Origin of the sequence: Bradyrhizobium sp. (genome assembly GCF_019244115.1) — a bacterium.
Classification (GTDB): Bacteria; Pseudomonadota; Alphaproteobacteria; order Rhizobiales; family Xanthobacteraceae; genus Bradyrhizobium.
In genome coordinates this window covers 1-11,944 of sequence record NZ_JAFATE010000518.1, presented here as the reverse complement: position 1 = coordinate 11,944, position 11,944 = coordinate 1, and the positions used below count along the sequence as shown (strand labels likewise).

Sequence of the window (11,944 nt, the reverse complement as noted above, 5' to 3'; positions counted from 1 at the left end):
ACGGCGTTTCTGGTCGGCGATCGTCATCGCGCCGACGGGGCGGCCAAGCCGGGTCGACGCCTCGATGGCCGCGTCGATCTGAGCGATCCGCCGATCGAGGTCCGAGACGGTCTGACCCTGGATAGCGAGGCGAGCCTCAGTGTCGGCGGATCTGTCCGCGAGCGCTAGATCGACGGAAGCCATGTGATCGAGGTGGGCGCGCGTGAGAAAGCCGAACACGCCGACCGCGTTGAGGCCCATCAAGACGCTGATCATCGTGAGGAGGACCAGGCGAAGGAGCGGCGGCGCCGAGTTCCAATGCTCGGTCAGCCACGCCGCTGCGACGAGCTTCCCCGCTTCCAGCGCAGCACCCATGGTGATGACGGGCCAGAACGCGCCGGCAAAGATTGCGGTGAGGCCATCGATGGAGAAGGCGGCCGATACGGAGGCTAGCACCAGCGCCACGATGAATGCAGCGGACTTGACCGGTGTCATGTAACGTTGCCTCACCGTTGACCCGGCCATGGCTGTAACAGCAGCGGCGTCCCTAACAGTCGCCGTAACATCGGTAACGGCCGGTGTAGCGGTGTTGGTGACGATGATCGCCTCGGTGTTACGGTGGATCAGTCCGGCCTTCTCCCACGCTTTCAACCGACGACCGGTCCGCATCCTGTTCCAGCCCCATTGCCGGCCGAGCTCAGCCGCGCTGGCGGTCACGCGACCGTCGGGCTGAGAGCGCAACCAGGCCAAAGCCTCCCTGTCATCGCATGGACGGGTCGGAGTGGTTTCGGACATGATGAGAAGCTCCTCCTCGCTATCGGCTGGCACGCCCGCATGGACATCCCGGATGGCCGGTCCTATAGCGAAGAGGCTGACCAAAGCAGCCGCGGAGCCGGACGCTATTGCAGTCGAGACCGCGACGACGGCTCGTCAGAACTGCCGGTGGCGGCCAAGCTCTGAGCGATCCCGAGCGGACCAATACACAAGCGACGGCAGTGATGCGCCGGCGTTGGGGCGGTTCTTCTGCCGCGTCTGCAAGGCTCCGGGCCGCTATCGCAGCTCAACATAGGTGCCACGTGGGACGCTGCTGGTGAATGGCCAATTTGTGCGCCGTCACACGCTGCAGCCCTCCGGCAGAGTACTGCGGCGAATAGTAGATGACGCGACCCCATGACGACGGCCGCGCGATGTGCATCGCGATCGCCACAATCTCCACCAAGCGACCGCTCGAGGTCGCGCAGCGCGGCGAGCGCTGGCACCTCGTCGGCCGCGCCGTTGGCAATGGCCGCGATTGCCAGCGGCCAGACTGAAGCTAACGCTCTACTCGAAGAGCATGCTGCGGCGACGCTTGGCGGCAGACCTGAGCAACGTTGCCAGCGAGTGCGCACATAGTTAACGGCGCTGCATGATTGGGCCCGATCACTCCGATGAAGCAGGGATGCTAGTTCGTTGCCGGAATCTTCCAAGGCGATCGCGCCAGATCCACAGCGCATGCGATAGTCCGGGCGCTCCGGCTTACTGGCGAGTCCTATGCGGCCGAAGTTGATCGTTTCGATGCATGCTCGGGAACGCCCGGAGAGCAACAGGACAGTTCTCCATGTGCACGTCGTTGCGATGGCGCGGAGATCTACTTTGGCACTTGGCCTGATGGTTCTTCGACTGCCGTTTCCAGCTCGATCCGGCGCAATTTCTGCAGATTTGCTGAAAGTTGTGCGGATCGTTGGCGATCAGCAAATGGCGCGCCACAGCATCAAGGTTGCCGTCGAAAGAGTCGTGCGCGTTCGGAGTGCTTCGGTCTCGGGCCAAGGGATGCGCGGATCAGAACGACCTTGTTGCCTTCGCCCAGCAGCGGGAGAGGCCCTCCGGGACCTTCTCCAGTGCAGCGGAGAAGCAGAGAACCGGGAGTGAGACAGGAACAGAACATCGGAAAAACGTGGAGGATTTGGACGCGACCTTGGAAGGCAAGATTAAAGCAAACTGGCGTTTGCCCCTAAGCTGTTGTCTGCACATTGTTTTTAGGAGCGACCGGCAATCAGAGACGTCGCTGCCCCTCCTAAGCGCCTGTTTTTCTACGCTATTGTGCACCTCTCTCCCATTGTTGCTTGAGAATAGACGGGCTCGCGCTCATCGTTCGGCCATGAGCGATGATGCCTCCAACCTTCGCATTCGACCCGGCCGTATCCGCGATCGCGGACGCGGCGCGCGGCCACGCAGCCAGAGTTTTATCAACCAGGTCCTGCGCGCGGCAGCCAAGGCCAATGGTGGGCCTCTGACGCCGGCACAATTGCGAGGCGGGGGCCGCCGCGGCGGTGCGCCCCGCAAGGGCCGCTGCTGCCGCATTGGGCGTGGCCAGAAAGTCGCCGACGCGCTCAAGCGCCAGGCCGCTGAGGGACGGGGGCCTCGCCAGCGCCGAGTCGTGATCAAGGCTCGTATTGTCCGCCACAAGCTCGGCTCAGGCGCTGCCGGCGCGCACCTGCGCTACCTCGAGCGGGACGGCACGACGCGCGATGGCGGGCAGGGTGAACTTTATGGCCACGACACCGATCGTGCCGATCGCCTCGCCTTCGTCGAGCGCGGCGCCGAAGACCGCCATTCGTTCCGATTCATCGTCGCCCCCGAGGACAGCGACCGCCTGACGGATTTACGCGGTTTCACGCGAGACGTGATGAGCCAGCTGGAAGCCGATCTCGGGACCAAACTCGATTGGGTCGCGGTCGACCATTTCAACACCGGCCATCCGCACAGCCATGTGGTCATCCGCGGCAAGGACGATCTGGGCAATGACCTGATCATCGCCCAGGACTACATCACCGACGGTGTGCGCCTGCGGGCCCAGGAGCGGGCGACTCTGGAACTCGGGCCGGAAACGGATCTGGAGCTGCGCCAGAAGCTGCAGGCCGAGATAGGCGCCGAGCGCTTCACCCGCATCGACAGGGCGATGATCGAGGAGACCGCCGGAAACCCGCTCGACCTCCGTCCCGAGGCCGGCCAGGTTCGCGCCGACTTCGACCGAACGCTGCGCATCGGCCGGCTGCAGACACTTGAGCGCTATGGGCTTGCCCGGGAAGGGGAGCCGGGGGTGTGGATGCTGTCGGAGCGGCTGGAGCCCGCCATGCGCGAATTGGGTGAGCGCGGCGACATCATCAAGGCCATGCACCGGGCGCTGGAGCGCCGCGGGGAGGAGAGGGCGGCGGGCAGCCTCGTGATCGGCTCAGGGACGGAGGGCGAACCAGTCGTGGGACGGCTCATCGGCAAGCGCTTGATCGACGAACTCGGTGACCGCATCGGCCTCGTCATCGACGGGATCGACGGGCGCGTTCATCATGTCGAGATCGGAGAGATTGACATCGCCAAGGAGGCGCGCATCGGCAGCATCGTCCAGGCCGGCCGGAAACCCAACCTGCGCGCGGCCGACCGGGCGATCGCCGAGGTGTCGCAGGGACTGGGCGAGTACCGGCCGTCGTATCATCGCAAGCTGATCGATTTTGGGCATGTGCACCTCCCGCCCGGCGCAGACGCCGACGCCTACGTGGACAGTCATGTGCGCCGCCTGGAGGCGCTTCGGCGAGCTGGGATCGTTGAGCGTCTCGACGGGGACCGCTGGCTCATTCCTGATGATTTCGAGAGGCGCGCCCTGGCCTATGATGCCCAACGCGGCCGTCAGGCGAACCTAAGAATCCTCTCCAGCTATGACCTCGACCGGCAGGTGACGAGCGATGGTGCGACCTGGCTCGACCGCCAGCTCATCAGCCGCAACCGGATCGCGCGGGAGAATGTTGGGTTCGGCGAAGAGGTTACGAAAGCGCTTGAGACCCGCATGGACGAACTGATCCGCCAAGGCCATGCCAGTCGAACACCGGACGGCGTCGTGCGCGCGCGCGCCGACCTGCTCGCAACCCTCCAGCGTCAGGAACTGGAGCGCACCGGCGCCGCGCTTGCAAAGGACCACAACTTGCCATTTCGCATGGCCGAGGCTGGAGAACAAATTCAAGGCAAGTTCACCGGCACCCTTCACCTGGCATCGGGTAAGTTCGCGATGCTGGAAAACGCCTTCGAGTTCCAGCTCGTCCCCTGGCGACCAGTCATCGATGACCACCTCGGCCGCGAAATCACCGGTATGATCCGCGATGGTGGCGGCATCGAATGGAGGATCGGGCGCGCGCTTGGACTGGGCATTTAATCGTCGGCGACGGATAGTCGCCCAACTATGGCGTCGAGAAGATTCGCTGGGCCTACGACAGCTTACGCGCTGACGCGGCTTACTTTCGACTACCAGTTCCTCGGCAATCCCGGCTACAACCGAGACTGAGGGATCGGCGAATGTCTTAGCTGTCCGAGCGCACTGGCAGTTTCTGATCGGCCGCGACGCCATCCTCAAATATTCGTCTTCGTACGCTGGATGGCAGCAGTTCGAAGTAAATAAACGACACGCGGGTCCACGTCGAGACTCAGGTTGTGGAGCCCTCGCGCCGCACCAGAGCGACGCCCTTGACCTGCGCATAGACCTCAAGCCCGGCTTCAGGTCTAGCTGGCTCCACGAGCGCTGAGTGACACGCGATAGCAGCCGCGCGCCGGCGCCGTCCTCACCGAGACCGAGCAGCGCGGTCACCCGGTGGTCCGATGTACTGCGGACGCTTAGGATACGCGCTCGCAGTACGTTGACGATGGTGCTCTGGTTTGGATGTTCGCGCGCGAGGCTGACATCGTCAGCAAGCACACGCAGACGCCGGTGCTCGCCCGGCCGCACCGGGCTTGACGGCACTAGAAACGTGGCGCCGTCGACCGCCAGCGTCGCCATCCCATCGCTCGCATCCTGGTTCACGACGGTGGCATCAAGGCTGACGGCCGCGTCCCGTGACAAAACGAGCGGCAGAGAGAGGTCCGCTCGGAGTTGACTGAGCGGTCCGGCGGCGAGCACGCGGCCGCTGTTCATCAGCACAAGATGGTCGGCAAGCCGCTCAATTTCCGCCATGTCGTGGCTGATATAGAGAACCGGCAGCGCCAACGTCTCGTGCAGCCGCTCAAGGTAGGGCAGGATCTCGTCCTTCGTTATCTGGTCCAGTGCCGAGAGCGGCTCGTCCATCAGCAGGAGCTTGGGGTGCGAGAGCAGGGCGCGGCCGATCGCCAGGCGCTGTCGCTCGCCGCCGGAGAGATTGCGGGGCGAGCGGTCCAACAGCTTATCGATCCCGAGCAACTCGACCACTTCGTCGAAGTTGACGCCTTCGTTATTCGAGGCAGGCAAATGCCCGTACACGAGGTTGCGACGGACTGAGAGGTGCGGGAACAGGCTCGCTTCCTGAAACACGTATCCGAGCGGGCGTTCATGAACCGGCCGAAAATGCTGCGCATCCTGCCAGACATCCCCGGCAACTGCGCAAAAGCCCGTCAGCCTGTTGAGTCCGGCGATGCAGCGCATGAGAGCTGTCTTGCCGCAACCTGATGGGCCGAACAGCGCGGTGACGCCGCGCGCGGGCACTTCGAACTGTGCATCGAGCTCGAAGCGCCCGAGAAAGCCGTGAAAGTCGGCCCTGACGGAAGGGTTGCTCATGAGGCGAGCCGCGTGACCCTCTTTTCAATCAAAGTCATCGCCAGGATCACACAGAAGGAGAAGATGATCATGCCAAGCGCAAGCACTGACGCTTCGTTCCATTGCGACGTCTCGACATAGTCGTAGATCGCAACCGACAGCACCTTCGTCTTCCCCGGCACGCTGCCGCCGATCATCAGGACGACGCCGAACTCGCCGACCGTGTGCGCGAAACCGAGGATCGCCCCGGTGAGGAAGCCTGGGCTGGCGAGTGGTACGGCGACGGTCCAGAAGGCGCGCCAAGGCGAGGCCCGGAGCGTTGCCGCGACTTCCAACGGCCGATCTCCCATGGCCTCGAAAGCATTGCGGATCGGTTGTACCACGAAGGGCATGGAGAACAGCACCGAGCCGATCACGAGGCCAGGAAACGTGAAGGCGAGCGTTCGGCCGCCCCAAAGTGCGGCGAGCATGCCGCCCGGTCCATTCGGCCCGAGCGCCACCAGCAGGTAAAAGCCGAGCACGGTGGGCGGTAGAACCAGCGGTATCGCGACAAAGGACGCGACGCCCTCTTTCCACCAGCTCTTCGACCGTGCCAGCCACCAGGCGAGAGGCGTTCCAACGACAAGCAGGATGATTGTCGTGAAAGAAGCAAGTTCGAGTGTCAGGCGGACCGGTTGCCAAATCTCGCCGGAGATGTTGAAGCTCATGTGCCAGACTTGGGATCGAGCGCGTAGCCGTACTTTTCAATCACCGCACGCGCGTCAGGGCCTTTCAGGAAGGTCATAAAAGCGGTGGCGGCCTCATTGCCGGCACCGGACTTCAACAACACGGCGTCCTGCCGAATCTCGCTATAGAGGTTCTGTGGCACCATCCACCGCGATCCGCCTGCGTTGCCTGTGAGCTGCGAGAGCGCGACGAAGCCGAGCTCGGCATTACCCGTATCCACGAACTGGAAGGCTGCGAAATCGTGTTGCCCATGACAATCTTGGGCTGCACGTCATCGTAGAGCTTGAGAGCTTTCAACGTCTCCACGGCGGCAGCACCGTAGGGCGCGGCGGTCGGATTGGCGATGGAGAGCTTATTGAACGCATTCGCCTTCAACGTTTCTTCACCTTTCACAGTGTTGGGATCCTTGCTCCAGAGCACTAGCTTGCCGATTGCATAAGTGAAACGGCTCTCCGGTAAAGCAAGCCCTTCGTCAACGAGCTTCTTCGGGCGCTCGTCATCGGCGGAAAGGAAGATCTGGAATGGGGCGCTCTCCTTGATCTGCGTATAGAACTGACCGGAAGCGCCGAAGCTCAGGACCGCATCATGGCCAGTCGAGGCCTTGAACTTGGCTGCGATCTCCTTGGCAGCATCCGTAAAATTGGCCGCGACGGCGACATTGGTGCTGCCGGCAAAGGCGTTCACGGTTGCAAGCACGTAAGCGGCGGCGCAGAGCGCGGCGACCACAGGGCGGCTGGGTTTCATAGATACAATCCTCGTTTATTATGGGCGCGAAAGCTGGTTTGGAGGGGCCGGCAAGGGCGCAGCGGTCGAGCTCGTCTCGTCATAGCGCGGCGAGCGCGAGTGCTTCCGCCTACGAACGCAACTTCAGGCCGCGCGCGCACCGGTGTGAATGATCGACCCGACATGCTGGCCACGCAGCGCCGCCGAGAGCCGACCGGGAACTAACCCGTTCACGACCTGCACGCGCGCGATGTGCCGCGCGTTCGCCATGACCTCGAGGAGCGCAGGATCGAATGGCAGCGTGCCCTTATGCTTCGCAAGTTCGGCGGCACTCGTCTCCCGGAGCAGTTGGGCCTTTTTCCCATCAGCTCCATTTGGATCAGCGGTGTACACGCCATCCACGTCCTCCACGATCGTGAGGCCGGCGGCTCCCAGCGCATCGGCGAGCAGGAATGCGCCGGTGTCGGCCCGGTGCAGCGGGATCCGCGAGGTCGGGAACTCATGATGGTGATACGGAGGAAAGGCGCTTCCCACAACCGCCCGGGTAGCTGAAAGGTGAATCGCGAGCTGGCTCGCGATGGTGGGGTGTTCGATGTAGGAGACCCCCTCCGGCGCGAGTAAGTACGCAAGGATATGGCCGTTCTGGCCGGCCTCGCTGGCGGCGAGGGGAGCAAGCGATCCAACCGGCAGGCCGAGGTCGAGGCCAACGCTGTAGAGATGGCGGGCGCGGACGCCGGCACCGGTCAGGATGAGCAGACGGTGCTCAGGTAGAACCGCCCGCAGCTCGTCCACCAGCGGAAGGATCGCTTCGTGGCCGCGATCCATGATGGAGCGGCCGCCGATCTTCACGACCTGCAACCAAGGGAGAAGCCGGATCGGGCGGGTGCCGGCGACGGGGCGGGTGAGCTCGTCGTCAAGAAGGGTTTGGCGCGCAAGCGGCGAGGCGACGTGCTTGATCTGGTTGGTGCCAGCCATGGCTATAGATCTCTTGAGATTACTTCGCAGTGATGATGGTGCCGACGTGCTCGCCGGCTAGCGCGCGGGTCAGATTGCCAGGCACAAGGCCATTCACGACCTGCACCTCACGGACGTAGCGTGCCGAGGCGAGCAGATCGAGCACCGGAAACTCGAGAATCGAGTCCTGCAGCCCTTTCGCCTTCATCTCGGCCACCGAGATTTTTGGGATGAAGGTTGCGCCCTTCGAAGTCTTCGGGTTCGCGGTGTAGAGGCCGCTTTCGTCCTTCACGTAGATCATCGCCTTGCAGCCAAACTGCTCGGCAACAAGGAAGCATCCGGCATCCGTGCGGTAGGGTGGGATCACACCCTCGGTCGCCGGACGCATCCAGAGGCTATAGGGCGGCATGCCGCTGAAGACGACGGCGTTCACCTCGGCAAGGTAGAGCGGCACAGACGAAAGCCCAGCGCCGCCGACTGCGGAGATACCGTGTTTCGCAAGGAGCTGCCCCAGCATCGCTGCGTTCTGGTCGGCAACTGAGGCGCCGAGTTGCGAGAGCACGCCGGCCGGCAGGCGGAGCCCAGCCGCGATCGAGTAGAGATGGCGAGCCCGGGTGCCTGCGCCGGTTCCGATCAGGAGCTGGTGGACCTTGCGGGCAGAAACAATCTCGTCGACCAGCGGATAGACCGCGGCGCGGCCGCGGTCGATGACACTCTGTCCGCCGATCTTGACCACGGTGGCGTCCGGCAGGATGCGGAAGTCCGCCGCCGCACCCATCGCGGCCACCAGCTGCGGATCGGTGAGCGATCGTTGCGTGAGGAGCTGCTCAAGCTCCGCGGTCGTGGTTGCCATATGCACACGTCCTTTCGTTGTCCAATGCCGTTGTGCACCGTCCGTGGGCTCGCGGACCAAGACGGCGTCCGACCGGCAATCTCCTGGAAGCCTGCGTAGCAAGACCGCGGCGCTTTTCATAGTCCGCGACTTTCGGGAAATCACCGGAGTCCGGGCTTACAATAGCTTACAGGCCGTGATCACAGGGCTGGCAGGCCCAAGTGCTGGACCAAACTCTTGTCCGCCTTTTTGTCATCCGTCGTAGCGCTCTGTACGGCAACCCCAACAAGAAGCCAGCACGTCATGGACGCGATTTCGCGCGCTTTGCGGCCACTGCATCGATGAACGCGTGGTCGCCGAGGGCGTGCCCGAACAGGTCCTCGCCGCCCCCAAGGTGGTCACCGTCTACCTTGGAGCGCCGTGTTCGGTCGGCACAACGTGCGGGCTATGGGTGTTGCGAAGCGCATCGAGCCGGCATCGGTCACGTCACGCGCCGACCGTGCACGACGAGCCGCAGATGCCGTTCGGCGGCACGAAGGCGTCCTGCTGCGGTCGCTTCGGAGGAAAAGCTGCCATCGACGAATTCACCGAGCTGCTCGCGGTGCAGACTCGGACCGCGGCAAATAGCCGTTCTGAGGGTGACGGGGGCTGCGTTGAAATCGCACCCGCGGGTCGTTCACCTCAGCGCTCTTGCAGACTGCCTAGTATACTTACTCGCCGGGCAACGTCACAGGTTTAAATCCCCGCTGAGCCATGATCTTCTGACCTTCGGGTGAGAGGATGGTCAGCGCGAGCAATTGCGTTGCCGGATGAGCATCCTTCAGCACCGCCAGCGCGTATTCCGGCCCGACCTGAAGCTCGGATGGAAGTTGGACGATGGTGGCGTCCGGCAACAATTGCGCGTACCGATCCCGCGATGAGCAGTAAACGATGGCTGCGTCAACGCGTCCGTCCAGAATGGCGTCGACATCGGTATCACCCGATCTGGGCGCTGGCGCACCCGGCGGCGTATCGAGAATGACAGCCCGAGCTTGAATCGCAGCCCCGCTGCCTGGGCGCAATTGATCAATCAACCTGAACAGGCGCTCGGTGTAATCGCCCAGCGGATCGATCTTGGGCGGCGAAATGCCGACGTGAACCACTGGATCAAGCAGCTTGTCGAGAGCTGTCTGTGTCGTTGCGCCGAATTTCGTGGGCGATAGCAGACAGACGGTGTTACGGACGAACAGCGCCATGACGCTCGCCCGGCCGTCCTCGACCAGCTTACGCGCATGGCCAACGTCCGCCGAGGTGAAGAGGTCGACGTGCTCCCCCTTCTCAATCCGTTCGCGCATGCGCCCAGACGGACCAAACTGCGTCTTCACGGTCAAGCCGTGCTTGTGCCCGAACTCGGACGCGATCTGCCCGATCGCCTCGCGCAGGCTGCCCGCGCCGTAGACCACCAGGTCGTCTGCGCTTGCCATCGAACTTGTCATCGCCAAAACAATCACCGCACGAGCGAAAGTCAGCACGGTTCCTCCAATGGTCGTATCCATGGCTACATATCGCATTTCAGTTGTTCAGCGGATAACGGCGAGTTGCGATGCGTCGGAACGGCAGCTCCCGGGGACATTCATTTCAGCGCTTCGCAGACGGTTTGGTGTGGAGCGCGAGCGCCGCCGTCCCGCGTCGAGATACCATGCCACCACGTGTCCAGGGCTTGGCGGTCGCAGCGGAGTTTCACGCTCATCCCATCGGCAAACTTGATCCAATCGTCAAAGCGATGCGCGGACACGGCGATGACGACCGGAATGTCCGCACCGAGCGCACGCTCGATCAGAAAGCTAAGGCCCTGGCCGGCACTCTCGCGCTTGCCGAAGCGGTTGATGATCAGAAGGTCGGCGCCGCACTCCAGCGCACGGGCCACCCGCCCAGCCGCATTCTGGAGCCGGCCGAGATCCAGCCGGCAGCCGCGTGCCGTGGGGTCGAAATCCTGCGCCAGCTGCAACTTTTCGCCGGTATGGACCAAGACGGCCGACAAACTTGAATCGGCGCACTGGCCGGCCTGGACCATGCCAACGGTACGGACGCCGCTTGCGTTCAGGTCTGCCGCGAATTCGCGCAGCACGGCGTCGGGATCCTGATCCGCCTCATAGACGAGGGCCGCGAGGTCGCATTGGGCATCGAACATGGTTTTGGCTCCGCCAGAGGAGGGCGCGATCGCGACGGATTCCCGCCGCGATCGCGAAATGTTCGTCAGGCCGGCGGCCCATTGATGATCTGCAGCTGGGTGAATTCGGCCAGCCCTTCCTCGGCAAATTCGGTGCCGATGCCCGACTGCTTGGCGCCGCCGAACGGAATGTGGGGCGCCATGTCGAGGTGCTTGTTGATCCACACTGTTCCGGCCTCGATCCGGCTTGCGACCTCGTGCGCCCGCTTGGTGTCCGACGACCAGACAGAGGCGCCGAGACCGTAGGTCGTCGCGTTGGCGCGGCGGATCACGTCCTCGCTGTCCGAATACTTGATCAGCGGCAGTACCGGGCCGAACTGCTCCTCGTCGACCAGCCGTGATCCTTCCTTGATGTCGCGCACGATCGTCGGCTCGATGAAGTAGCCAGGGCGATCCATCGCCGAGCCGCCGGCAACGACGTTGCCGTTCTTGTGCGCGTCCTCAAGGAACGCTTTCACCTTCTCGTACTGCATCTTGTTCTGCAGCGGCCCGAGCTTGGTGCCCTGTTTCGAGCCGTCATCCACGACCGTGTTCTTGGCGATCGCGACCAGCTCGTTGCATAGCTCGTCATAGACGGATTCATGCACATAGAGCCGCTTGATGGCGAGACAGACCTGGCCCGAGTTCTGGAACGCGCCTTCGAAGATGCCCGGAGCGACCTTCTTCGGGTCGACGTCGTCGAGCACGATGCCGGCGTCATTGCCGCCGAGCTCGAGCGTGATGCGCTTCAAGGTCTGCGCAGCGCTCGCCATCACCTTCTGGCCGGTCGCGGACGATCCCGTGAACGAGATCTTTCGGATGTCCGGATGCTTGGTCATGAGGTCGCCGAGGTCATTGGCGTCGGTGATGACGTTGAGCACACCCTTGGGCAGGATGTCTTTGACCAGCTCGGCAAATTTCAGGGTCGACAGCGGGGTGGTCGGCGCATGTTTGACGACCAGCGTGTTGCCGGCGAGCAGCGCCGATGGCAGCTTGAAGCTAAGGATCAGCAGCG

Annotated in this window: 9 protein-coding genes and 3 pseudogenes; 3 read left to right on the top strand and 9 right to left on the bottom strand. The window is 63.4% G+C overall.

The genetic code is table 11. From position 1 onward, the window contains the following. Nucleotides 1-774 (bottom strand): hypothetical protein (locus tag JOZ76_RS23050; RefSeq protein ID WP_291702218.1); only part of this gene is annotated, 774 nt, incomplete at its 3' end. A 362-nt stretch (nucleotides 775-1,136) separates the two neighbouring features. Here JOZ76_RS23050 and JOZ76_RS23045 point away from each other — a divergent pair. Together JOZ76_RS23045 and JOZ76_RS23040 are read left to right on the top strand one after the other, a co-directional pair. After that, nucleotides 1,137-1,289 carry a hypothetical protein gene (locus JOZ76_RS23045; protein ID WP_291702217.1) on the top strand — a complete coding sequence of 51 codons (153 nt, stop codon included), beginning with the start codon at nucleotides 1,137-1,139 and terminating at the stop codon, nucleotides 1,287-1,289. A gap of 827 nt (nucleotides 1,290-2,116) precedes the next feature. Then, nucleotides 2,117-4,159: a DUF3363 domain-containing protein gene (locus JOZ76_RS23040; protein ID WP_291702216.1), complete on the top strand. Its 2,043-nt coding sequence runs from the start codon at nucleotides 2,117-2,119 to the stop codon at nucleotides 4,157-4,159. Between the two features lie 268 nt (nucleotides 4,160-4,427). On the opposite strand, the pseudogene modC reads toward JOZ76_RS23040, so the two are convergent. From modC to JOZ76_RS23015, 5 genes and pseudogenes are all read right to left on the bottom strand, one after another. Further along, nucleotides 4,428-5,527 (bottom strand): annotated as a pseudogene (gene modC, locus JOZ76_RS23035) (molybdenum ABC transporter ATP-binding protein). Beyond that, nucleotides 5,524-6,213, bottom strand: a complete 690-nt coding sequence (gene modB / locus JOZ76_RS23030) for a molybdate ABC transporter permease subunit (RefSeq protein WP_291702214.1) — start codon at nucleotides 6,211-6,213, stop codon at nucleotides 5,524-5,526. The pseudogene modC and the gene modB overlap by 4 nt, the downstream one beginning before the upstream one ends. Then, nucleotides 6,210-6,976, bottom strand: a pseudogene (modA, locus tag JOZ76_RS23025) (molybdate ABC transporter substrate-binding protein). The gene modB and the pseudogene modA overlap by 4 nt, the downstream one beginning before the upstream one ends. Before the next feature lie 123 nt (nucleotides 6,977-7,099). Next, the gene (locus tag JOZ76_RS23020) at nucleotides 7,100-7,930 is read right to left on the bottom strand and encodes an amino acid kinase family protein (RefSeq protein WP_291702212.1); all 831 of its coding nucleotides are present in this window, start codon (nucleotides 7,928-7,930) and stop codon (nucleotides 7,100-7,102) included. 19 nt (nucleotides 7,931-7,949) lie between these two features. Next, nucleotides 7,950-8,762 (bottom strand): amino acid kinase family protein, encoded by an 813-nt coding sequence (locus JOZ76_RS23015; protein ID WP_291702210.1) that lies wholly within the window; start codon nucleotides 8,760-8,762, stop codon nucleotides 7,950-7,952. Nucleotides 8,763-9,155: 393 nt separating this feature from the next. Here JOZ76_RS23015 and JOZ76_RS38590 point away from each other — a divergent pair. After that, nucleotides 9,156-9,336, top strand: a pseudogene (locus JOZ76_RS38590) (aldehyde dehydrogenase family protein); the annotation flags it as partial. A 115-nt stretch (nucleotides 9,337-9,451) separates the two neighbouring features. Here JOZ76_RS38590 and JOZ76_RS23005 read toward each other — a convergent pair. From JOZ76_RS23005 to JOZ76_RS22995, 3 genes are all read right to left on the bottom strand, one after another. Continuing rightward, nucleotides 9,452-10,276: a substrate-binding domain-containing protein gene (locus tag JOZ76_RS23005; RefSeq protein WP_291702208.1), complete on the bottom strand. Its 825-nt coding sequence runs from the start codon at nucleotides 10,274-10,276 to the stop codon at nucleotides 9,452-9,454. A gap of 77 nt (nucleotides 10,277-10,353) precedes the next feature. Further along, the gene (locus JOZ76_RS23000; RefSeq protein ID WP_291702206.1) at nucleotides 10,354-10,911 is read right to left on the bottom strand and encodes a DUF2478 domain-containing protein; all 558 of its coding nucleotides are present in this window, start codon (nucleotides 10,909-10,911) and stop codon (nucleotides 10,354-10,356) included. A 65-nt stretch (nucleotides 10,912-10,976) separates the two neighbouring features. Further along, nucleotides 10,977-11,944, bottom strand: a 968-nt coding sequence (locus JOZ76_RS22995; RefSeq protein WP_291702204.1) for an aldehyde dehydrogenase family protein, incomplete at its 5' end; no start/stop codon positions are given.

What these genes read in the sequence shown, in the direction of transcription:
- JOZ76_RS23000 (WP_291702206.1), bottom strand. Translation starts at nt 10,911, where the DNA reads ATGTTCGATGCCCAATGCGACCTCGCGGCCCTCGTCTATGAGGCGGAT.
- JOZ76_RS23040 (WP_291702216.1), top strand. Translation starts at nt 2,117, where the DNA reads ATGAGCGATGATGCCTCCAACCTTCGCATTCGACCCGGCCGTATCCGC.
- JOZ76_RS23020 (WP_291702212.1), bottom strand. Translation starts at nt 7,930, where the DNA reads ATGGCTGGCACCAACCAGATCAAGCACGTCGCCTCGCCGCTTGCGCGC.
- modB (WP_291702214.1), bottom strand. Translation starts at nt 6,213, where the DNA reads ATGAGCTTCAACATCTCCGGCGAGATTTGGCAACCGGTCCGCCTGACA.
- JOZ76_RS23005 (WP_291702208.1), bottom strand. Translation starts at nt 10,276, where the DNA reads ATGGATACGACCATTGGAGGAACCGTGCTGACTTTCGCTCGTGCGGTG.
- JOZ76_RS23045 (WP_291702217.1), top strand. Translation starts at nt 1,137, where the DNA reads ATGACGCGACCCCATGACGACGGCCGCGCGATGTGCATCGCGATCGCC.
- JOZ76_RS23015 (WP_291702210.1), bottom strand. Translation starts at nt 8,762, where the DNA reads ATGGCAACCACGACCGCGGAGCTTGAGCAGCTCCTCACGCAACGATCG.